At 63.5% G+C, this 20,695-nt stretch carries 20 protein-coding genes and 1 tRNA gene; 9 read left to right on the top strand and 12 right to left on the bottom strand.

The annotated features are described in order from the left end of the window. Nucleotides 1–376: 376 nt before the first annotated feature. Genes ACTG4K_RS09345 through hemC form a run of 4 tightly spaced genes read right to left on the bottom strand, consistent with a single transcriptional unit; the run spans nt 377 to nt 4,768 of the window. Complete coding sequence (locus tag ACTG4K_RS09345) at nt 377–1,696, bottom strand: heme biosynthesis HemY N-terminal domain-containing protein (protein ID WP_439113920.1); 1,320 nt, start codon at nt 1,694–1,696, stop codon at nt 377–379. Then, entirely contained in the window at nt 1,696–2,916 is a 1,221-nt protein-coding gene (locus ACTG4K_RS09340) for a uroporphyrinogen-III C-methyltransferase (protein WP_439113919.1), read from the bottom strand. Before ACTG4K_RS09340 ends, ACTG4K_RS09345 begins: the two co-directional genes overlap by 1 nt. After that, complete coding sequence (locus ACTG4K_RS09335; RefSeq protein WP_439113918.1) at nt 2,913–3,791, bottom strand: uroporphyrinogen-III synthase; 879 nt, start codon at nt 3,789–3,791, stop codon at nt 2,913–2,915. The genes ACTG4K_RS09340 and ACTG4K_RS09335 overlap by 4 nt, the downstream gene beginning before the upstream one ends. A 2-nt stretch (nt 3,792–3,793) precedes the next feature. Then, nucleotides 3,794–4,768, bottom strand: coding sequence for a hydroxymethylbilane synthase (gene hemC / locus ACTG4K_RS09330; protein ID WP_439113917.1), 975 nt, complete (start codon nt 4,766–4,768; stop codon nt 3,794–3,796). Between the two features lie 228 nt (nt 4,769–4,996). Between hemC and ACTG4K_RS09325 the strand changes: the two genes are divergently transcribed. The 6 genes from ACTG4K_RS09325 (at nt 4,997) to ACTG4K_RS09300 (ending at nt 12,493) form a co-directional block, all read left to right on the top strand. After that, on the top strand, nt 4,997–7,951 hold the full coding sequence (locus tag ACTG4K_RS09325) for a phosphoenolpyruvate carboxylase (RefSeq protein ID WP_439114035.1): 2,955 nt from the start codon (nt 4,997–4,999) through the stop codon (nt 7,949–7,951). Between the two features lie 102 nt (nt 7,952–8,053). Further along, nucleotides 8,054–8,908, top strand: coding sequence for a 3',5'-nucleoside bisphosphate phosphatase (locus tag ACTG4K_RS09320; protein WP_439113916.1), 855 nt, complete (start codon nt 8,054–8,056; stop codon nt 8,906–8,908). 102 nt (nt 8,909–9,010) lie between these two features. Beyond that, nucleotides 9,011–9,646 (top strand): L-threonylcarbamoyladenylate synthase, encoded by a 636-nt coding sequence (locus tag ACTG4K_RS09315; RefSeq protein WP_439113915.1) that lies wholly within the window; start codon nt 9,011–9,013, stop codon nt 9,644–9,646. A 114-nt stretch (nt 9,647–9,760) separates the two neighbouring features. Further along, nucleotides 9,761–10,429, top strand: a complete 669-nt coding sequence (locus ACTG4K_RS09310) for a site-2 protease family protein (protein ID WP_439114034.1) — start codon at nt 9,761–9,763, stop codon at nt 10,427–10,429. Between the two features lie 12 nt (nt 10,430–10,441). Beyond that, on the top strand, nt 10,442–11,737 hold the full coding sequence (locus ACTG4K_RS09305; protein WP_439113914.1) for a tryptophan--tRNA ligase: 1,296 nt from the start codon (nt 10,442–10,444) through the stop codon (nt 11,735–11,737). Between the two features lie 162 nt (nt 11,738–11,899). Further along, nucleotides 11,900–12,493, top strand: coding sequence for a LuxR C-terminal-related transcriptional regulator (locus ACTG4K_RS09300; protein WP_439113913.1), 594 nt, complete (start codon nt 11,900–11,902; stop codon nt 12,491–12,493). A 65-nt stretch (nt 12,494–12,558) separates the two neighbouring features. Here ACTG4K_RS09300 and ACTG4K_RS09295 read toward each other — a convergent pair whose 3' ends face one another. Then, nucleotides 12,559–14,004 carry a sensor histidine kinase gene (locus tag ACTG4K_RS09295; RefSeq protein ID WP_439113912.1) on the bottom strand — a complete coding sequence of 482 codons (1,446 nt, stop codon included), beginning with the start codon at nt 14,002–14,004 and terminating at the stop codon, nt 12,559–12,561. Between the two features lie 242 nt (nt 14,005–14,246). Here ACTG4K_RS09295 and ACTG4K_RS09290 point away from each other — a divergent pair. Continuing rightward, nucleotides 14,247–14,334, top strand: a tRNA-Ser gene (locus tag ACTG4K_RS09290). A gap of 262 nt (nt 14,335–14,596) precedes the next feature. Here ACTG4K_RS09290 and ACTG4K_RS09285 read toward each other — a convergent pair. The 5 genes from ACTG4K_RS09285 to ACTG4K_RS09265 all read right to left on the bottom strand — a co-directional run bounded on the left by ACTG4K_RS09285 (nt 14,597) and on the right by ACTG4K_RS09265 (nt 18,079). Further along, nucleotides 14,597–14,734 (bottom strand): type II toxin-antitoxin system HicB family antitoxin, encoded by a 138-nt coding sequence (locus ACTG4K_RS09285; protein WP_439114033.1) that lies wholly within the window; start codon nt 14,732–14,734, stop codon nt 14,597–14,599. Between the two features lie 186 nt (nt 14,735–14,920). Next, a complete protein-coding gene (locus tag ACTG4K_RS09280; protein WP_439113911.1) occupies nt 14,921–15,100 on the bottom strand; it encodes a type II toxin-antitoxin system HicA family toxin in 180 nt (59 codons plus the stop codon). Between the two features lie 153 nt (nt 15,101–15,253). Further along, nucleotides 15,254–16,567: a serine--tRNA ligase gene (serS, locus tag ACTG4K_RS09275; protein ID WP_439113910.1), complete on the bottom strand. Its 1,314-nt coding sequence runs from the start codon at nt 16,565–16,567 to the stop codon at nt 15,254–15,256. Nucleotides 16,568–16,613: 46 nt separating this feature from the next. After that, complete coding sequence (gene ispH / locus ACTG4K_RS09270) at nt 16,614–17,633, bottom strand: 4-hydroxy-3-methylbut-2-enyl diphosphate reductase (protein ID WP_439113909.1); 1,020 nt, start codon at nt 17,631–17,633, stop codon at nt 16,614–16,616. Continuing rightward, nucleotides 17,633–18,079 (bottom strand): FKBP-type peptidyl-prolyl cis-trans isomerase, encoded by a 447-nt coding sequence (locus ACTG4K_RS09265; protein WP_439113908.1) that lies wholly within the window; start codon nt 18,077–18,079, stop codon nt 17,633–17,635. Before ACTG4K_RS09265 ends, ispH begins: the two co-directional genes overlap by 1 nt. Nucleotides 18,080–18,199: 120 nt before the next feature. On the opposite strand from ACTG4K_RS09265, the gene radC reads away from it, so the two are divergent. Next, entirely contained in the window at nt 18,200–18,892 is a 693-nt protein-coding gene (gene radC / locus ACTG4K_RS09260) for a RadC family protein (protein ID WP_439113907.1), read from the top strand. Nucleotides 18,893–18,917: 25 nt separating this feature from the next. Continuing rightward, nucleotides 18,918–19,601, top strand: a complete 684-nt coding sequence (locus ACTG4K_RS09255) for a Smr/MutS family protein (RefSeq protein WP_439113906.1) — start codon at nt 18,918–18,920, stop codon at nt 19,599–19,601. On the opposite strand, the gene ACTG4K_RS09250 is transcribed toward ACTG4K_RS09255, so the two are convergent. Together ACTG4K_RS09250 and ACTG4K_RS09245 are read right to left on the bottom strand one after the other, a co-directional pair. Then, the gene (locus ACTG4K_RS09250) at nt 19,594–20,214 is read right to left on the bottom strand and encodes a queuosine precursor transporter (protein ID WP_439113905.1); all 621 of its coding nucleotides are present in this window, start codon (nt 20,212–20,214) and stop codon (nt 19,594–19,596) included. The genes ACTG4K_RS09255 and ACTG4K_RS09250 overlap by 8 nt on opposite strands. A gap of 51 nt (nt 20,215–20,265) precedes the next feature. After that, on the bottom strand, nt 20,266–20,682 hold the full coding sequence (locus ACTG4K_RS09245; protein ID WP_439113904.1) for a group II truncated hemoglobin: 417 nt from the start codon (nt 20,680–20,682) through the stop codon (nt 20,266–20,268). Nucleotides 20,683–20,695 lie beyond the last annotated feature (13 nt).

The following is a 20,695-nucleotide window of genomic DNA, read 5'->3' as shown; positions in this document are numbered from 1 at the left end:
AGAAAACGCCGGCCGGAATCGACCGGCGTTTTGCATTTCAGGCAGCCAAAGAACGCCCACATGCGCGCCGTCCCAGGCCCAGGGCGCACGGCACGCACGCGATGCCGGCGGGGTCTTGCGTGCGCATCGTCAGCTACTTGCCCGCGTTTCGCGCAAAAAATGGATGGAGTCTGGCCCTGCAGGCGTTGTGCGCTGCAGCTCAGCAGGCACGGCGCAGCACCACGCGTTGGCACGCACGCACCAAGTGTCTTGGCTTGCCACGCACAGTGCTACCCTTTTAGAACGCCCTGGAGGTCAAGACCGATGAGGCCCGTGCAAGCTCTGCAGCCAAGGTCGCCCCAGGGCGGTGCAGGCTGGCGGAGACCGGGCCACAGCCTCATTCGATCCGGGCCGCTTTTTTCCAAGCGGTTTGGGCAGCGGCTTCGTCACCGCGCTCCAGCGCCAGTTCGGCGAGCGCGCACCAGGTGCGGCGCAGCAAAGTGGGCTCTTGCAGGCTGTGGCTGGCTTGACCCAGCAACTGGGCAGCCTTGCCCCAGAGCTGGCGCTGCATGCACGCCTGGCCAGACAGGTATTGCAAAAACGAATTGTTGGGCAGCTGGCGCTGGGCCTGTTCCACCCGGGCCAGCCAGGCCGCATCCAGCTGCGGCAAGCAGGGCTCAAGCGCCTGCACACATTGGCTCTGCTGCACAGGGTCCAACGAAGCGAAGCCCTGCCACAGGGGCTCCAGCCAAACCCGAACCAGCGCTGCGGCGGCTACGCGATCGGCGTCGTTCGAGTCGGCGGCGATACCACCCGCTGGAGCCAGTTGGTTGGCGCGCTGTGCGGCCGCCAGGGCCAGCTCGGGCATGGTGCGCTCGGTGCCGTCGAGCTTGTGCCAAACCGCCTGCAGCTGCTGCAGATCGTGCGCCTGGCCCAGCGCGTCCAGCGCCAGACCACGCACGACACTGCGGGCCACCGAGGGTGTGAACGCGCGGTGCTTGGCCAGCACGCGGGCAGTCTCCAATGCCTCGGCCGTGGCACCGCCCAACCGGGCGATGCGAAGTTTCAAACGCAGGGACTGGATGCGGCGGGCGGCACCCTGTGGCAATTCGGCCAGCCGGTTGCGCGCTGCGTCAACGTCGCGATCTTCAACCGCCCAGCGCACCGCGCGCAACAAAGCGCCCTCGTAAGCTTCGGGTGCACTTTTCTTCAGCTGAGGCGACAAGGCCGCCTGCAGGTGCTGATCACGGCGTTCCCGGTTTTGCAGCGACTGGGCACTCTCAGCCAGCAGCAGGTGCGCCAGCAGCTGAAGCTGATCGCGGCGCGGCCATTGCGTCACCGCTGAGGACTTCAGCTGGTCCAGCGCATGCTGGGCCGCTGACTGGGCTCGCACGAAGCGCCCTGATAGCTGGTGCGACAACGCATCCATGACGGCACCGACGACCGCGCGCTCGACCTGCTGACCCCGCCAGCGCTGAGCCTGCGCCGGCAGCTCGCGCAGCACGGCAATGGCACGCAGCGCCAAGTGCAGCAGCACAAAGGCAGCCATCAGCGCAAACACGACAAAGTTGAATGAAACGTCGAATCGGTACGGTGGCCAGAACAGGGTCAGCGTGGCCGGGTTGCGCCCCACCAACAGGGCCAAAGCAACGGCCAGCGCCGCCAGGCCCAGCAACCAGAACACGCTGCGCATGGCACCGCGCTGCAGGCTGCGCATCAGCGACCTCCCGCCGCAGCCGCCAGCGCAGCCAAAGTTTCATCTGGCCGAGGCAAGTTGTTGTCTACCAAGTCTTTGCGCAAGCCCGCCAGCACGACCTGCGCACTGCTCACCGTGGGCGAGGTGGTGTCAAAGTAGCGATCCAGCGCCATTTCAACCGCCGCCACATCGGACTGGCTGGAGACCATGTGGCGCGCCAGCAAGCCCAGCCGGGCATTGAGCAACTTGAGCTTGAGGTTTTCCCGCAGGAAAAACGCCTGCTCGGGCGCCAACAGGGCCGCCTCGGGACGATCAATACGGCTCACCCGAACCAATTCACGCCCGCTGCGCGTCACGTCGGTCCAGATGCGGCCCCACAACCCCTGCCACCCGGCGGCAACGCGGCTCCAGCCCTGGCTTAAACCACTGTCGGCTGAGGCAGTTACCACCGCCTGGGCGCCGGTCGCGCCCTCTGGCAAGCTGTTGGGAGCTCGGGCCGCACCCGGCGCAGCGCCCGCCTCGGCCGCTGCATTGGCGGAAGGTTCCTGAACGGCTTGTGTTTTCGCAGCGGCTGCCACCGGGCCAGCGGCTGGCCCCACCGCATTGAGAACGGGCCAACCGTCCACCTGGCGGGCCAGCTCATCCAGCCGCAAAGCCAGCGCCGGTATGTCGGCCAATGCGGCCGCCTGGATTCGATCAATGTCGCGTGCAATGGCACGTTGAACAGGATTGAGCCGAGGTTGTGCCGCGCGGGCAATGCGTTGGTCGGCCGCCTGCAGGGCCGACACCAGGGGCTGGGCACTGCCGGTCAGCTGCGCCTGCTGCAGGGCCAGGCGCAGGGCGGACTCCAGATCTTGAACCAGATTGTCGTCCCGCGAGCGGGACATGGTGAGCATCAACTCTTCCAGTTGGCTGCGCTGCAGACTCACTTCGGAGAGCCGCACCTCGGCCACCGTCAGGCGTGCCTGCAGCTCTTGCGACAAAGCGTCGGCCTGCCCGGCGAGGGTGCGTGCTTCCAGGGCCTGGGTGGCGCTGTCCTGGCTGCGGCGGGCCAACTCTTGCTGCGTCAAACTGAGCTTTTGCCACAGCAGGCCGCTCATGACGAGGGCCAAAATCGCCACCACAAGACCCAGCAGGACCAGCCAGATGCCCGAACGTGGCCCCGCAGCAGACGGCGCAGCGCCGGTTGCACTGGCCACTGGCGGGGCGGTGATGGGGGTAGCGGGTGTGGTTTGACTCATGGACGGCTCCAGTTCGATTCTAGAGCGCGCAGCACGTCGGGCAACGCTGGCCGTGTTTCCACCACCGACCCAAAACCGGCGGCACGGGCCGTGGCCGCAATGCGGGGGTGCGTAGCCAGCGCAGTGGCCTGAACCCAATGGCATTGGGGTGCCATGCGGCGCAGGTGCGCCAGAGCCTCCGAACTGCTGAACAACCACACGCTGCCCGGCGCCGATGCAGCGTTCAACCCAGCTTGCACAGCCGGCGTGGCAGCTGGGGCGCGGCGCTCGTAGGCCACACAGGCATCGACCAGAGCGCCTGCGGCTTGGCATTGCCGGATCAGCCAGTCGCGCCCATTTCCTGCCAGCGCCTGTCCGGCTGGCTCGCTTGCGGAAACTTCAGAAGCACCGCGCACGATCAGGATGCGCTGACCCGGTCGCAACTGGGGCGCGACCACCGGCCACAAGGTTTCAGAATCGAATTGAACCGCATCGGCTGCGGGTGCATCAATGTGTTCGGGACCCAGACCGCGCGCAGCCAAGGCCAGCGCCAGCGCACGCGCCGTGCCCGGACCTGGCGCCCAGAAGCGAGGGCGAACGCTGGCCCCGGGCGGGGCTTGCACCGCATCTGAAAAAAAGTGCTGCACCGCTGCGGCGCTGACAAACATGATGGCGTCCGCGTCCAGCCAGTGCGCACGGGCTTGCTCAAGCCGCTCGCGCACCCCCTTGTCGGCCGGCTCGGCAATGGTGATCAGGGGCAGCGCTTGCGCCGGCCAGCCATCGGCCAGCAGCGCACGCACCCAGCTACCGGCCTCTGGCTCGGGCCGCGTCACGATCACGGACTGCAGGGGCGCCAGCGGGTGTCGGTCAGGCAGCACCGCGGGGTCGGCGGTCAAGATCAGCTCTCAACCGTGGCCACCGGCGGCTGGGCGCCAGCGGCACGCAGCGCATCGGCCACGCGCTGGCCCAGGGCTTCGGCTTGGGCCAGGTCTTGCACCAGCGCCTGCTGGCTCACGCGCACCACGCGCTGCTGGCCTTCGGGGTCGCCCCAGGCCGCGTCGAGCTGCAGGCGACTGGCATCGGCCGCGTCCCAATGCGCGTAAGCAGCCAGCGGCATGGAGCAACTGCCGCCCATGGCGCGCGACACAGTGCGCTCGGCCGCCACGCGGTGCCAGGTGGGCAGGTGCACCAGCGGTGCCAGGGCTGCCACCAGGTCGGCGCGGTCAGACCGCACCTCGATGCCCAGCGCGCCCTGCCCTGCGGCCGGCAGCGACTCAACCGGCTCAAAAATATGGCGAATGCGCTCGGCCAGCCCCAAGCGCTTGAGCCCTGCTGCTGCCAGCACGATGGCGTGGTACTGCCCTTCGTCCAGCTTGCGCAGCCGGGTGTCGAGGTTGCCACGCAGCGGCTCGATGCGCACGTCGGTTCGGCCCAGCGCGTCCAGCGCCTCGCGCAACAGCACCAAGCGGCGCAGGCTGGAAGTGCCGACCACGGCACCTGTGGGCAACTCGGACAGCGTGGCGCACACCGGCGACACCCAGGCGTCGCGCGGGTCTTCGCGCTCCATCACGCAGGCCAGCGCAAATCCCTCCGGCAGGTCCATCGGCACATCTTTGAGCGAATGCACCGCGATGTCGGCCCGGCCCTCTTCCAGCGCCACTTCCAGCTCTTTCACAAACAAGCCTTTCCCGCCCACCTTGGACAGGCTGCGGTCCAGGATCTGGTCCCCCTTGGTCGTCATGCCCAGCAGCCGAACGCTGTGACCCAATCGCTCCAGCAGCGCCTTGACGTGTTCGGCCTGCCACAGTGCCAAACGGCTTTCGCGGGTGGCGATGGTGATGGAGAGTGATGGGGTGGTGCTTGAAAGTGACACGTTGAAAGATCAAAAAAAGATCAAAGCCGAAGGGGTGTTTTCGTACCTGGTTGGTAACAAAAAGAGCAACTTTGAATGCTAGCATGCCCCTTGCCCGAAAAATCAGCACCACCCGAGCACGCCATGAGCCGACCGTCTGCCCGCACCACCCCGTCCACCAACCCGTCACGGACCGGCGCGCGCAGCAGCACCGCCAAACCCGCCGAACGCCCCGACAAAGAGCAACCGCTGATCGACGACATCCGCCTGCTCGGTCGCATTTTGGGTGACGTGATTCGAGAACAGGAAGGCCAGGCAGCCTTTGACCTGATTGAGCAGATTCGCCAGCTCTCGGTGGCATTTCGCCGCCACGCCGACCAGTCGGCCGACAAGGCCCTGAAGAAGTTGCTCAAAGGGCTCAGCGGTGACCAGACGGTCAGCGTCATCCGCGCCTTCACCTATTTCAGCCACCTGGCCAACCTGGCCGAAGACCGCCACCACATTCGCCGCCGCGCGGTGCACGAACGCGCGGGGGATCTGCAGGAAGGCAGTCTGGCCATGACGCTGCAGCGCCTGAAAAAGGCGGGCGTGGCCCCGGGCAAAGTGTTGCAGACGCTGGCGCACAGCCATATTTCACCGGTGCTCACGGCCCACCCGACCGAGGTTCAGCGCAAAAGTATTCTGGACGCCGAGCGCGCCATTGCCCACCTGCTGGCCGAACGCGACGCGCAACAACAACCCTTGCCCCGCGAACAGGCCGAGCTGGAAGCCCAGCTGCGCGCCCGTGTGACGCAGCTCTGGCAAACCCGCCTGCTGCGCTTCACCAAGCTGACCGTGGCCGACGAGATTGAAAACGCGCTGAGCTACTACGAAGCCACCTTCCTGGCGCAGATTCCCAAGCTCTACCGCGAGCTGGAAGAAGGCCTGAGCGAGCCCGGCGCGGCCACTGCGCCGGTGGCCACGTTTTTGCGCATGGGCCAGTGGATCGGCGGCGACCGCGACGGTAACCCCAACGTGACCGCACAAACCCTGGAACTGGCGCTGCAAAGCCAGGCCGACATGGTGCTGCGCCACCACCTGCGCCAGCTGCACCTGCTGGGTGCCGAGCTGTCGGTGTCGGCCATGTTGGCGAGCGTGAGCCCGGCCATGCAGGCCCTGGCCGAGCGCTCGCCCGACACCAACGCTCACCGCCAGGACGAGCCCTACCGCCGCGCGCTCACCGGCATGTACGCCCGCCTGGCGGCCACCCTGCACCAGCTCACCGGCGGCGAAGCGGCCCGCCACGCCGTGGCACCGCAAGACCCCTACGCTCACGCTGTCGAGCTGCTGGCCGATCTGCGCACCATCGAAGCCTCGCTGGTGGCGCACCACGGCGCGGCCATGGCGCGCGCACGGTTGCATCCGCTGATCCGTGCGGTCGAGGTGTTTGGCTTTCACTTGGCCACCATCGACCTGCGCCAGAGCTCGGACAAACACGAAGAGGTGGTGGCCGAGTTGCTGGCCACTGCCCGCATTGAGGCGCACTACAGCACGCTAGATGAAATGGGCAAGCGCGCCGTGCTGCTGCGCCAGCTCAACGACACCCGGCCCCTGCGGGTGCCCGGCGCGGCCTATTCGGCGCACACGCAAGACGAGCTGGCCATCTTTGACAATGCCCGCAGCGGGCGCGAACGCTTTGGCGCCCATGCCATCCGCCACGCCATCATCAGCCACACCGAAACGGTGAGCGATCTGCTGGAGGTGCTGCTGCTGCAAAAAGAAACGGGCCTGATGCATGGCTTGCTGCAAGAAGACGCCCGCTGCGACCTGATCGTGGTGCCGTTGTTTGAGACCATTGAAGACCTGCGCAACGCCGCGCCCATCATGCGCGACTACTACGCCCTGCCGGGCGTGCGCGCCATGGTGCAACGCGGGCACGCCACGGGTTACAGCGAGCAAGACATCATGCTCGGCTACTCCGACAGCAACAAAGACGGTGGCATTTTCACCAGCAACTGGGAACTCTACCGTGCTGAAATTGCGTTGGTGGACCTGTTTGACGCGATGAACGCAGAAGGTGAGAACAGTGAAGGCCACAGCTTCGCCGCCGGGCAGCCCCAAGGCGAAGCAGCCCCCTCGGGGGGCAGCGGACCTCGCGCAGCGGGGGAGCGTGGGGGCCACAGCTTCGCCGCCGGGCAGCCCCAAGGCGAAGCAGCCCCCTCGGGGGGCAGCGGACCTCGCGAAGCGGGGGAGCGTGGGGGCCAGATCCAGCTTCGAATGTTTCACGGCCGTGGCGGTACCGTGGGGCGAGGCGGTGGCCCCAGCTACCAGGCCATCCTGGCGCAGCCGCCTGGCACCGTGCGCGGCCAGATCCGCCTGACCGAACAGGGCGAGGTGATCGGCTCCAAATACGCCAACCCCGAGATTGGCCGGCGCAACCTGGAAACCCTGGTGGCCGCCACGCTCGAAGCCACGCTGCTGCAACCCACACGCAACGCACCAGCAGCGTTTCTGGCTGCGGCCGATGCGCTGTCTGCGCACAGCATGGCCTCGTACCGGGCGCTGGTGTACGACACCCCTCGCTTTGCCGAGTACTTTTTTGCGGCCACGCCCATCCGTGAAATTGCCGAACTCAACATCGGCTCGCGACCGGCCTCCCGCAAAGCCACTCAAAAAATCGAAGACCTTCGCGCCATCCCCTGGGGCTTCAGCTGGGGCCAGTGCCGCCTTACCCTGCCGGGCTGGTACGGTTTTGGCTCAGCGGTGCAAGCCTTTTTGAACCAGGAGGGCGAAGCCGGAGTGGCCAAACAGACCGCCCTGCTGCAAAAAATGGTGAAACAGTGGCCGTTCTTCAGCACGCTGCTGTCCAACATGGACATGGTTCTGGCCAAGAGCGACCTGGCATTGGCCACCCGCTACGCCGAGCTGGTGGAAGACAAGCGCCTGCGCACCAAGGTATTCAGCGCCATTGAAGCCGAGTGGCACCGCACCACCGAGGCGCTGGCGCTGATCACCGGTGAAGAGCAGCGCCTAGTGAACAACGCGGCGCTGCAGCGCTCCATTCGCCACCGCTTCCCCTACATTGACCCGCTGCATCACTTGCAAGTAGAGCTGGTGCGCCGCTACCGCGCCGGAGAAAACCAGGCCGACCGGGACGAAAAAGTTCGCCGAGGCATTCATATCTCCATCAACGGCATTGCAGCCGGGCTGCGCAATACCGGATAGCCCACCGCACCACCGGCGGGGCTCTCGGCTGACGCTGCCCCTCTCGTCGCGTATCTTTGCCTCGCGCCAGCGCGGTCAATCGGCAAAAACTAGAATGCGGTGGTGACCCACATACTCAACGCCGACCTCCACTGCCATTCCATCGTGTCTGACGGCACGCTCACGCCCGAGGCGCTGGCGCAACGCGCCAAAGCCAACGGCGTGGAATTGTGGGCTCTGACCGACCACGATGAGATTGGCGGCCAAGCCCGCGCTCTGCAAGCCGCCCGCGCGGTGGGCCTGCGCTACATCACCGGCACCGAAATCTCTGTCACGTTTGCCGGCATCACGGTGCACATCGTGGGCCTGGGTATGGACACCACCCACCCGGCCCTGGTGCAGGGCCTGCACGCCACCCGCGGCGGACGCGAACAGCGCGCCCGCGCCATGAGCGACGACCTGGCGCGCGTAGGCATTCCCGGCGTGTACGAAGGCGCCCTGAAATACGTGGACAACCCCGAGCTTATTTCGCGCACCCACTTTGCGCGGTACCTGGTGGAGGCCGGCATTTGCCGCGACACCAACGAGGTGTTCCGCAAGTACATCAACGACGGCAAACCCGGCTTCGTGCCGCACCGCTGGGCCACGCTGGGCGACGCGGTGGGCTGGATCACCCAGTCAGGCGGCATGGCGGTGATTGCGCACCCCGGCCGTTACAAACTATCGGCCAATGAAGAATATGCTTTGTTCACCGAGTTCAAGGCTCACGGCGGGCAAGGGGTTGAGGTGGTGACCGGCGCCCACGGCGCCGCCGATTACGTGAAATACGCCGAATACTGCAAGGAATTTGGCCTCGCCGCCTCGCGCGGCAGCGACTTTCACAGCCCCGAAGAAAGCCACACCGACCTGGGCAAACTGCCCGACCTGCCAGGCAGCGTCACGCCGGTATGGGAGCTGCTGCAGTCCCGAATCCAGTGAGCGGCCGCACGGCTCATCGACGATGCCCCATACCAGTGGGTGAGGCACGGCGCAGGGGTGGCGTGATGTGCCCTCTGGCTCAGTCCGTCGCACAATAAGCCTATGTCCCAGTTATTTGAAGTTCACCCCGACAACCCGCAACCCCGGCTGCTCAAGCAAGCGGTGCAACTGCTGGAGCGCGGCGGCGTGCTGGCGGTACCCACCGACTCCAGCTACGCGCTGGTCTGCCACCTCGACGACAAAGCCGCAGCCGACCGGCTGCGCCGCATTCGCCAGGTGGACGACAAGCACCACCTGACGCTCCTGTGCCGCGACCTGAGCGAACTCGCCAGCTACGCCCGGGTGGACAACCGACAGTACCGCCTGCTGAAGCAGGCCACACCGGGGCCTTACACCTTCATCCTCGAAGCCAGCAAAGAAGTGCCCCGGCGCTTGAGCCACCCATCGCGAAAAACCATTGGCCTGCGTGTCCCCAGCCACAACGCTTTGCTGGCACTGCTTGCACTGCACAACGCACCGCTGCTGGCCACCACACTGATTCCGCCGGGGGAAACCGACCCCTTGAACGACGCACAAGAGATCCGTGAACGCTTTCAGCACGACCTGGCCGGCGTGATCGACGCGGGCGCTTGCGCCCTGGAACCCACCACCGTGGTCGACCTCACCCCCATGGGCACCGGCGGGGAACCCGAATTGATCCGCCAGGGACAAGGCGCGCTGGCACCGCTCGGCATGTAAATGCTGCGGACGGAACGTCTGAGCAAGCCCAGGTGTAACGACCAAGGCCATAGACCACCCTGAGCACCGCAATGCGTCATCTGGGACAATAGCGGTTTGCCCGACATTTCCGCCATGGATTTCGCCCAGATCGTTCAAACCATTGCCATCTACGCCATTCCCGTGCTGTTCGCCATCACGGTGCACGAGGCGGCGCATGGCTACGCGGCGCGGCACTATGGCGACAACACCGCCTACATGCTGGGGCGCATCACCCTGAACCCGATCAAGCACATTGACCCGGTGGGCACCATCGCGATGCCGCTGCTGCTGTACTTCGCCACCTCGGGGGCCTTCCTGTTTGGCTATGCGAAACCGGTGCCGGTCAACTTCAACCGCCTGCGCAACCCCAAGAAGGACATGGTCTGGGTTGCATTGGCCGGGCCAGGCGCCAACCTCGTCCAGGCCATTCTCTGGACTGTGCTGCTCTATGTGCTCGTCGCAAGCGGCGTCGAAGAGCGCTTCTTCTTGCAAATGTGCCGGGCAGGCATCCTGGTCAACCTGGTCATGTTTACCTTCAACCTGTTTCCGCTGCCACCGCTCGACGGAGGCCGTATTCTGGTTGGCCTGTTGCCCTGGAAGCAGGCCGCCCTGGTTTCGCGCATTGAGCCCTGGGGGTTTTTCATCGTCATGGCGCTCGTCATATCCGGCGTGGTGGGCAACCTCTGGCTGCGCCCGCTCATGGCGCTCACCAACAGCGCCATTGAAGTGCTGCTTACCCCCCTGCGCATGTTGATTCTCTAACCGCTCCCGTTCATGAAAACCCTGCGCGTCCTCACCGGCATCACCACCTCCGGCACCCCCCATCTGGGCAACTATGTGGGCGCCGTGCGTCCCACTGTGCGCGCCAGCCGCCTGTCCGAGGTGGAAAGCTTCTACTTTCTGGCCGACTACCACGCCCTCATCAAAGTGGGCGACCCCGCCCGTGTGCAGCGCTCCACGCTGGAAATTGCGGCCACTTGGCTGGCTTGCGGTCTGGACCCCGAGCAGGTCACGTTCTACCGCCAGTCCGATATTCCGGAAATTCCCGAACTGACCTGGTTACTCACCTGCGTCACCGGCAAAGGCGTGCTCAACCGCGCCCACGCCTACAAAGCCTCGGTAGACAAAAATACCGCAGCGGGTGAAGAACCCGACGCCGGTGTCACGGCAGGCTTGTTCATGTACCCGGTGCTCATGGCGGCAGACATTTTGATGTTCAACGCGCACCAAGTGCCGGTGGGGCGTGACCAGATCCAGCACATCGAAATGGCGCGCGACATGGCGTCCAGCTTCAACCACCTGTATGGCGAGCATTTCACGCTGCCCGAGGCCGCCATTGAAGACCATGTGGCCACCTTGCCCGGGCTTGATGGCCGCAAGATGAGCAAGAGCTACGACAACACCATCCCGCTGTTTGCACCGCGCGACCAGCTGAAAAAACTCATCATGGGCATCGTGACCGACTCACGTGCCCCCGGTGAACCCAAGGACACCGAGGGCTCGGCCCTGTTTCAGCTGTACCAAGCCTTTGCCTCCACCGAGGAAACCGCAGCCCTGGCCAAGGCCTATGCAGACGGCATCGCGTGGGGTGACGCCAAACAGGTGCTGTTTGAGCGGCTGGACGCTGAAATAGCCCCCATGCGCTTGGTGTACGACGAACTGATACAAAACCCCGCCCAGATTGAGAAAACGCTGAAAATGGGTGCAGACAAAGCCCGAGCGGTTGCCACACCGTTCACAGCCCGGCTGCGCCATGCGGTGGGCCTGCGCCCCTTGGACAACCTGGCAGACACCCAAAAAACAGCCAAGGCGGCAAAAGCCGCGGCACCCAGCTTCAAACAATACCGTGAAGCCGACGGCCTGTTCTACTTCAAACTCATGGACGCCAAAGGCCAGCTGCTGCTGCAAAGCACAGGCTATGCCTCGCCCAAAGAAGCTGCAAAAACCATTGCAGAACTGCAAAAGAGTGGAACGAATGCCCTGGCTGAGGACCCAACTTCTGTGTTCTTCAAGGCTGATCCAGAAGCGGTGTCCTCTGCGTTACGCTATTTCAGCGAAGCCTCCAACTGATTTTTTGTCTGCTTGGAGCTGCGCGCACGCACACCTCCTGGACCGTTAAGCCCGAAACAGCCCCACAGGGCAGCGCCAATTTGGCGGCTTGGCACTATCGCCAAACCTCCACATTGTCGCTATGCTCTGCCCCTTCAAACAATTACGTACACCACTGCCGTCATGAGTATTTTTGTTATTGATGATCACCCGCTGATGCGCGAAGCCGTCGTGATGCTGTTGCGCCGGCTGCGTTCATCAACCCAGGTGATTGAGCTGGAACGACTGGCCTCTGTCAGCAAAGCGATCGCTGAACACGGTGAACCCGAACTGGTATGCCTGGACCTGAAATTGCCCGACACCAACGGTGTGTCGGGCGTGCGTGAAGTGCGCCAGATGCTGCCCGACACTTCGTTGATCGTGCTGTCGGCATCCCCCGCGTCAGACTACGAAGACCTGTCGCGTGAAGCAGGTGCTGACGCCTATGTTGAAAAATCGGCTGGTGCGGCGCAAATCGCCAAGGTGTTGCGCGAATTCCTCGCCGATGAGGTGGAAGACGAGAACGCCCCAACCATTCCCGAGAAGCTGTCCAAGCGCCAAAAACAACTGCTGGTGATGCTGGACCGTGGCTTGAGCAACCGGGACATCGCAGAACAGCTGCAAATCAGCGAACACACCGTCAAAGTTCACTTGTGGCGGCTGTTTCGCCGACTCAACGTCAAAAGCCGCTCGCAGGCAAGCCACCTGGCGCGCACCGCAGGTCTGCTCGACCTCTGAAATGCTCGGAACGAGGGTGGCCGCCCATGGCGGTCGGTCGCTCTTAAGTGGTTTTGCAACCCTAATCAGCGCAAGCCCCTCAGGGCAGCGTTCACCAACACGCTGGTCCCGTCAGTGATTGGGCCCTCTCTGCGCGTATAAGCCGGCAACATCAACCGAAACACGCTACCGCGGTTAGCAACCGAATTGAGCGCAAGCTGGTAGCCCATCATGGTGGTGAGCTTGGACACAATGGTCAGCCCAAGGCCCAAGCTGTCTTCGGTGCCCTGGTGCTGAGACACCCGAAAAAATTCTTGAAAAATGGCCTGCTGGTGCTCGCGGGCAATGCCCACACCCGTGTCCCACACCTCGAACACCAACACGTCCGAGCGGTGACGCAAACCCAGCAACACGCCACCCTTTTGGGTGTGCCGCAGCGCGTTAGACACCAGATTGCCCAAAATCCGCCGCAGCACCACAGGGTCTGCCCAAATGGTGGTGGGGCGGGCATGGGTGCGCAGCCTGAGCGACTTGCCCGCGGCCACCGGCTCAAACTGCAGCGCCATGTCGGCAAATAACTGCCGCACATCCACATGCTGCAGGCGGACCTTGTAGTTACCCGCGTCAATGCGGGTCAGGTCAAACAGCGAGTCAAACAGCTCATTGATCGCACGGGTTGACTGCAAAATGCGCGGCGCGATGTCCCGCGCCATTTCGGGCTCGGTCGCCAGCCAGTCGGCGTACAAACTCAGGGCATGCACCGGCTGCCGAAGATCATGAGCAGCCGACGCCAGAAAACGGTTTTTGGTGGCCACAGCGCGCAAAGAAGCACGGGTTTGCTGCGTCAGCGAATCGATCAGCTCCTGGTTGTAAAACTGCAACTCAAAACTGGCTCGATGCACCTGGTGCAAGCGCTCACCAGCCATGCGCAGCAACCACCAGAAAATCAGCAGCAATAAAACCAGCGACACAAGGTGCTTCACGCCCGTGGTTGGCACCACGCCCATCAGCATAGGCCCCATCAAGCCCACCAACACCGAGATCACCAAGGCATTGGTGTAGCTGCGAAATGCTGGCAAGTAAGCGCTGAAAGCCGTAAGCGACAACAAGCCGTGGCCCAGCACCACCAGGCCGCACACAAACTGCGTCTGCACGCTGGCTTGCAGGTAAGTCAAGCCGATGGAAGCACCCCAAAACACCCCCACAGCAGCCCAAGACCAGCCGTACCGGCGAACGAACTCCATCCGCAGTGGGCCTTCGGTGCTGTCGTATCGCAGCCGGTAAGTGCCGATCATGCGGTAACGGTACAGAAGCACCCCCAGCAGCAAAACGGTCCAGCCCGTTAAAGCAACGCTGTGAACCTCACCCGCCATCAGGTAGATCATGATCGGCAAGGCCAGCGCAGCAGAGATGAGCGAGGGCATTGCATTGTCCATCAACACGCCGATCAACTTCGAGTCCACCCATTGGTCTCTGACCTCGGGCGACGCCGGCATGTGCTGGTGGGTGGCAGGTTGGGTGTCGACGAGCATGTTGGACCATTGAATCCGCGGTCAGGCATTGTCGCACCGGGCATGCGCTGTCGTGGCTGAAAATCCGCAGCCGCCTGCTGCTAGAATTTAAACGCAGACAGCGGCCACCCTTGGAAATGATCCAAAGGCCTGTTTCGCTGAAATTTCCCCTGACCCCGGAAATTTCTGAGCACAAGATTCCGCAAAAAGGCAGGCTCTCTGGGTCTGGTAAACTATGAGGCTTGTGACCTGAATTACACCCCGGAGAGGTGGCAGAGTGGTCGAATGTACCTGACTCGAAATCAGGCGTACCGCAAGGTACCGAGGGTTCGAATCCCTCCCTCTCCGCCAAGACAGTAGAAAACACGGGCCTTATGGCCCGTTTTTCTTTTGTACCCCACATCGCACCCATCATGGGAAAAGGTGCTTGTGACGCATTCATTTTCATTCAAGCCAGCCGCTTAAAATGGGCCAGCCTGTGCAGCATTGAGCAACGGTGGTTTACCCAGATGCGGCCTGGATTGTTCTAGCTCATGGAGCACAGTGGCTGGGCTGCCAATGCAAAACCGCACAGCCAACAGAATGTGCCGTTTGTAGAAATCTGCTCGGTGACTCAGGCAGAAATCGACTCTCGCCCCTGACACCGACTCTCAATGGCCATGCGAGCGATCATCCCGGAGCGTGATTCACCATTGGACTTGGCAAGGTCATCAAGTCGGTGCAGAACCCAGCGAGTCAGGCTGATGTTCACCCGCTCCACAGTGCTGTCGAGCACGGCCTCAATCCACGCCGTGACCGCCTCTTCGACACCGAGAATGGCCTATTCCTGGGTTTCACCGGCAGAGAAACAGCCGGCCATGTCGGGAGCAGCACGCCCCAGGCGGTGGTGCCGCTTCCGGGCTCAATGGCGATGGCGTAACGCATGTTCATGCGCCCTTCAAAGACCTTTTGCAGTGCGGATGGCCCTCACCAGGCCGATGCCCAAGTCCTTTTTCGGTTGGGGCACCATAACGTGGCCGGGCCGACCCGAGTGGCAGAACACGGGGTGTGAACCGTTGACCGGATCAAGCTCCCAACCAGCGCTTCTGGGTTCCTTGATCAGCACTGCGCTTTTCATCGCTTGTGTATGGCACACACCACCAAAGGTAGCAACAAGCCACGGGCTTTGCAGCCCCATACGGCCACCCAAAACACCCAAACGAGAGGCCCCCGAATTGCCCGTCGCCCACAGCCGGCAGCTGCTGGCTTGTGGCGCCTGCCCGAACGGGCTTCAAGCCGAGGTGAGTCGCTCCAGACCACCCATGTAGGGCCGCAGCACCTCGGGCACGGTCACACTGCCGTCAGCATTTTGACCATTTTCCAGCACCGCCACCAGGGCGCGGCCCACCGCCAGCCCGGAGCCGTTGAGCGTGTGCACCAATTCGTTTTTACCCTGAGCATTTTTAAAGCGCGCCTGCAAGCGCCGGGCCTGAAAAGCTTCGCAGTTGGACACCGAACTGATCTCGCGGTAGGTGCCTTGTGCGGGCACCCACACTTCCAGGTCGTACGTTTTACTGGCGCCAAAGCCCATGTCGCCGGTGCACAGGCTCATGACGCGGTACGGCAAGCCCAGCTTCTGAAGCACCGCTTCGGCGTGGCCGGTCATCGCTTCGAGTGCTTCGTCGCTTTTCTCGGGATGCACGATCTGCACCATTTCGACCTTGTCGAACTGGTGCTGGCGGATCATGCCGCGGGTGTCGCGCCCAGCGCTGCCGGCCTCCGAGCGAAAGCACGGTGTGTGCGCGGTCATCTTGATGGGCAGCTCGGACTCGGCCAGCACAGTGTCGCGAACCACGTTGGTCAGCGTGACTTCGGAGGTCGGGATCAAGTACAGCGCCTGTGTATCGGGCACGACTTCACCTTCCTGCCCGCCCTTTTTCACAGCGAACAGGTCGGCCTCGAACTTGGGCAACTGCCCGGTTCCTTTGAGGGTTTCGGCGTTGACGATGTAGGGCGTGTAGCACTCGGTGTAGCCGTGTTCCTGGGTTTGAACGTCCAGCATGAACTGCGCCAGTGCACGGTGCAGGCGGGCGATGGGGCCGCGCATGAAAGTGAAGCGCGAGCCAGCCAGTTTGGCGCCGGTGTCAAAGTCCAGGCCCAGCTTTTCGCCGATGTCCACATGGTCGCGCACGGGAAAGTCAAATGCGCGCGGGCTGCCCCAGCGGCGCACTTCCACGTTGCCGTCTTCGCCCGCGCCCACAGGCACGCTCTGGTGCGGCAGGTTGGGCACGGCCAGCAACAGGCTTTGAAGTTCGGCCTGCAGCGTGTCTAGCCGCGCGGCAGAGGCTTCCAGCTCGGTCTTGATGGCACCGACTTGGGCCATTACGCCGTCGGCGCTTTCGCCCTTGGCTTTGAGCATGCCAATTTGCTTGGACAGGCTGTTGCGTTGGCTTTGCAACTCTTCGGTGCGGGTCTGCAGCGTTTTGCGCTCGGTTTCCAGTGAGCGGAAAACCGCCACATTCAGAAATACCTGGGGTTGTTTGCGGGTCTCGAGCCGTGCGATCACGGCATCGAGGTCTTTTCTCAGTTGGACGATATCTAGCATGGTGCCATTGTAGTTTTTGGGCGCAGGCACCCGACGGGATGAAGCCTCAACGCAGGTGTTCGAGCGCGGCACCCTCTTCGCCGTCGATCTTCAGGCCCTTGGGCAGGGGGAATTTGATGGTTTCGGTCAACCCGTCCATGGTGCGAACCGAAATGGCGCCCAGCGCCTTGATGCGGTCGATCACCTGGCGCACCAGAATTTCAGGCGCCGAGGCGCCTGCGGTCAAACCAACACGGGCTTTGCCTTCAAACCACTCGGCGCGCAGTTCATCAGCACTGTCCACCATGTGGCTTTCGGTGCCGAGTTTGATGGCCACTTCGCGCAATCGGTTGCTGTTGGAGCTGGTGGGGCTGCCCACCACGATCACGATGTCAACCTGCGGGCTGAGCAACTTGACGGCGTCCTGCCGGTTTTGTGTGGCGTAACAAATATCTTGCTGCTTGGGCTCACGCACCAGTGGAAAGCGGGCTTTCACCGCCGCGAGAATCACGGCCGCGTCATCCACCGACAGCGTGGTTTGCGTCACCACCGCCAGCCGGGTTTCTTGCGTGGGAACGACTCGCGATACATCGGCCGCGTCTTCGACCAGGTGGATGCCACTGTCAAGCTGGCCCATGGTGCCCTCCACCTCGGGATGGCCCTTGTGACCGATCATGATGAACTCGTAACCCTCTCGGTGCAGCTTGGCCACCTCCACATGCACCTTGGTCACCAGCGGGCAGGTGGCATCAAACACATGAAACCCGCGCTGCTGCGCTTCCTGCTGCACCGCCTTGCTCACGCCATGGGCCGAAAACACCAAGGTGGCGCCAGGGGGCACATCAGACAGCTCTTCGATGAAGATCGCGCCCTTGGCTTTCAAGTCGTTCACCACATAGGTGTTGTGCACGATCTCATGGCGCACATAAATGGGCCGACCAAACTTGGCCAGCGCACGCTCAACGATTTCGATGGCGCGGTCCACGCCGGCGCAAAAGCCGCGCGGCTCGGCCAGCAAAATCTCAACGTCACCAGCGGCATTTGATGTTTCGGAGCCGGCCGCAAAGTTGCTGGGTTGCACGGTCATCACAGCACCCCGATCAGTTGCACTTCAAACTGCACCGGCTGCCCGGCCAACGGGTGGTTGAAGTCAAACAATACCGCGCCGTCTTCACGCACCTCCACGGCCGAGCCGGCGTAGCTGCTCAGGCCGTCCGGGGTGGGGAACTGCACCACGTCACCGGGCACGTACTGCTCGTGCGGGTCACCCAGTTCGTTGAGCAGCCTACGCGCCACCCATTGCACCATCTCGGGCTGGCGCTCGCCAAAGGCCTCGCCATCGTCGAGTTCGATCACGTGCCGGCTGCCCTCTTCCAGCCCGATCAAGCGCTGTTCGATCGCCGGGGACAACTGTCCGGACCCCAGGCTGATCGTGGCCGGTTGGCCATCAAACGTGTCGATGATGACCTGCCCCCCAGGCCCCGACATGCGGTAGTGCAGAGTAAGAAAAGAGCCTTCTTGAACGTGTGACATGCGAAGCCAGTGTGGTGAATTCGGGGATCTGCCGTGCAAAGCGCCACAAGGGCCACCGATAGCGCGCGACAGGAAAGTGGCCCTATTGTAAAAAGTGGACTGGTTCAGGGAGAAAAATACATGGATAGCCTTTTAACGTCCGGGCTGAAGAGCCTGCCCAGCGACGCGCGTCCGCGCGAAAAGCTGCTGGCCCGCGGCCCCGCCGCGCTCAGCGATGCCGAGTTGCTGGCGCTGCTGTTGCGCACCGGCATACAGGGCAAACACGTGGTGCAACTCGCGCAAGAGCTGCTGGACCGGTTTGGCGGCGTGGGCGGTCTGCTGCACACCGGCGCCGAAGCGCTGAAGGTGATCAAAGGGCTGGGGCCAGCCAAACGCGCCGAGGTGGTCGCCGTGCTGGAACTGGCGCGGCGCGCATTGGCGCAAGAACTCAAGCTCAAACCGCTGTTTGACAGCCCGCAAGCGGTGCGCGATTACTTGCAACTGCAGTTGGGCGCGCGGGCACACGAAGTGTTCGCCGTGATGTTTCTGGACAGCCAGAACCGGCTGATTGAGCTGGAAGAGCTGTTTCGTGGGACGCTCACGCAAACCAGCGTGTACCCGCGCGAGGTGGTGTTGCGCGCCCTGCACCACCACGCTGCCGCCGTGGTGCTGGCGCACAACCACCCCAGCGGAACAGCCCAACCGTCCCGGGCCGACGAAGCATTGACACAGACCCTGAAGGCGGCGCTGTCACTGGTGGACGTGCGGGTGCTGGACCACTTCATCGTGACCCGCGAGCAAGCCGCGTCCATGGCCGAAATGGGCCTCATCTGACCGCAGACCCCTTCGCTGCGCGACAATGCAACGCATGAAAGTGCATGCGTTCGCCGACCTCAAAACGCTCCAACGCGTGATGACCGAGCGCGCTGCGGTGCAAGCCGCCGCGCTTGAAGCGGCGCGTGCAGCCCGCTTGAAACGGGAGCGCGAACAACGGTTGTTTGAACTGGCGGTGGGCCCGGTGCAGCCCATCGCACACAGCGGGCGCATCGCACCGCGCACTGTGGCGGTGCAGCCGCTGCCGGTGCAGCGGCTGCGGGACGAGGCGTCTGTCATGCGTGAAGCGCTGTCGGACGAATTTGACGTGGAAACCCTGCTGCACACCGACGACTTGCTGAGCTACCGCCTGCCTGGCCTGGGCGCGGACGTGGTGCGCAAGCTGCGCGAAGGCCGCTGGAGCATTCAGCGCCAGATCGACCTGCACGGCCTGCGCACAGACGAAGCACGCGAGGCTCTGGGCCTGTTTGTGCGGGAATCGCACCAGCTGGGGCTGCGCTGCGTACGCGTGGTGCACGGCAAGGGGCTGGGTTCACCCGGCCGCACACCGGTGCTCAAGGGCCGTGTGCTGCGCTGGCTGGTGCAAAAATCCGAGGTGATGGCTTTTGTGCAGGCCCGACCGGCCGAGGGAGGTGCAGGCGCTCTGGTGGTGCTGCTGCAGCCAGTGCAACAACACCACCGCCTTCCCGCACGCGCTGCGTCTACCTGATCTGCGCCAGCAGCCGCCGCACCGCGATACGGAACGGCACCAGGGCCAGCAAAGCCAGTGAGACTTTGACCATCCAGTCGGCCGCCGCCAGCGACACCCACAGCGGCGCCAACGGACCCATGCCCAGCATGGGGAGCACCTCGTTGGCCCAGCTCACGTCGTTAGCGGGCTCCAGCCACACCAGGGACGCTGAAAACGCAAGCGAGAAAAACAGCGCCGTGTCGATGGAAGCACCCACCAACGTCGACACCAGCGGCGCCCGCCACCAACTGCCCTGGCGCAAGCGGTCAAAAATGGACACGTCCAGCAACTGGGCCACCAGAAAAGCCACCCCGGAAGCCAGCGCGATACGCAGCGTGACCAGCGGGCCAGCCTCGCCCACGATCTGGCTGCCCACCAGGGAGCACAACAGCCCGATGACGAAGCCGGCCAGCACCACCTTGCGCGCGGCCTTGGGGCCGTGCACAAAGTTGACCAGATCGGTCACCAAAAAGGCCAGCGGGTAGGTGAAAGCGCCCCAGGTCAGCCATTGGCCAAACAGGAATTGCACCAGAATATTGGAAGCCAGCACGATGGCCGCCATGGCCAGAATGCCGGGGAGAAGAAACGTCATAGGGAACTTGCGATGGATGCCGTGGGTGCGGCCACCCACACAGCAAGCGGATTATGGCGTGTTGCGCATCCAATCTGCCGTCTGAAAAAAGCTGGTTTTCAGGCGCTCTCGCAGTACCGGGTCGACCTCGGTTTCCACCATGGCCTGATCCATGCAGGCCAGCCATTGGTCGCGCTCCTGGATGCCGATGGAGAATGGCATGTGCCGCATGCGCAGGCGCGGGTGACCAAAACGCTCGGTGTAGTGCTGCGGGCCGCCCAACCAGCCGCACAAAAACCAGAACAGCTTTTCCCTCGCGTCGTCCAGTGTGCTGCCGTGGGCCACACGCAGTTCGCGGTAGCCGGGCTCAATGTCCATCAGGTCGTAAAAGCGATCCACCAGCGCGCGCACGCGCGCTTCGCCTCCGATCCATTCAAACGGGGTCGCGGGAGCGGTGGTGCTGCTTGGTTCGGTAGATGGGGTGGTCATGGGGAATGATTGT

This window comes from Hydrogenophaga sp. (assembly GCF_965657535.1).
Classification (GTDB): Bacteria; Pseudomonadota; Gammaproteobacteria; order Burkholderiales; family Burkholderiaceae_C; genus Hydrogenophaga.
Note: the sequence above shows the minus strand (reverse complement) of the source record. Positions and strands in the feature narration are given on the sequence as shown.

What these genes read in the sequence shown, in the direction of transcription:
- ACTG4K_RS09345 (WP_439113920.1), bottom strand. Translation starts at nt 1,696, where the DNA reads ATGCGCAGCCTGCAGCGCGGTGCCATGCGCAGCGTGTTCTGGTTGCTG.
- ACTG4K_RS09340 (WP_439113919.1), bottom strand. Translation starts at nt 2,916, where the DNA reads ATGAGTCAAACCACACCCGCTACCCCCATCACCGCCCCGCCAGTGGCC.
- ACTG4K_RS09315 (WP_439113915.1), top strand. Translation starts at nt 9,011, where the DNA reads ATGTCCCAGTTATTTGAAGTTCACCCCGACAACCCGCAACCCCGGCTG.
- ACTG4K_RS09310 (WP_439114034.1), top strand. Translation starts at nt 9,761, where the DNA reads ATGGATTTCGCCCAGATCGTTCAAACCATTGCCATCTACGCCATTCCC.
- ACTG4K_RS09305 (WP_439113914.1), top strand. Translation starts at nt 10,442, where the DNA reads ATGAAAACCCTGCGCGTCCTCACCGGCATCACCACCTCCGGCACCCCC.
- ACTG4K_RS09300 (WP_439113913.1), top strand. Translation starts at nt 11,900, where the DNA reads ATGAGTATTTTTGTTATTGATGATCACCCGCTGATGCGCGAAGCCGTC.
- ACTG4K_RS09295 (WP_439113912.1), bottom strand. Translation starts at nt 14,004, where the DNA reads ATGCTCGTCGACACCCAACCTGCCACCCACCAGCACATGCCGGCGTCG.
- ACTG4K_RS09280 (WP_439113911.1), bottom strand. Translation starts at nt 15,100, where the DNA reads ATGAAAAGCGCAGTGCTGATCAAGGAACCCAGAAGCGCTGGTTGGGAG.
- serS (WP_439113910.1), bottom strand. Translation starts at nt 16,567, where the DNA reads ATGCTAGATATCGTCCAACTGAGAAAAGACCTCGATGCCGTGATCGCA.
- ispH (WP_439113909.1), bottom strand. Translation starts at nt 17,633, where the DNA reads ATGACCGTGCAACCCAGCAACTTTGCGGCCGGCTCCGAAACATCAAAT.
- ACTG4K_RS09265 (WP_439113908.1), bottom strand. Translation starts at nt 18,079, where the DNA reads ATGTCACACGTTCAAGAAGGCTCTTTTCTTACTCTGCACTACCGCATG.
- radC (WP_439113907.1), top strand. Translation starts at nt 18,200, where the DNA reads ATGGATAGCCTTTTAACGTCCGGGCTGAAGAGCCTGCCCAGCGACGCG.
- ACTG4K_RS09255 (WP_439113906.1), top strand. Translation starts at nt 18,918, where the DNA reads ATGCAACGCATGAAAGTGCATGCGTTCGCCGACCTCAAAACGCTCCAA.
- ACTG4K_RS09250 (WP_439113905.1), bottom strand. Translation starts at nt 20,214, where the DNA reads ATGACGTTTCTTCTCCCCGGCATTCTGGCCATGGCGGCCATCGTGCTG.
- ACTG4K_RS09245 (WP_439113904.1), bottom strand. Translation starts at nt 20,682, where the DNA reads ATGACCACCCCATCTACCGAACCAAGCAGCACCACCGCTCCCGCGACC.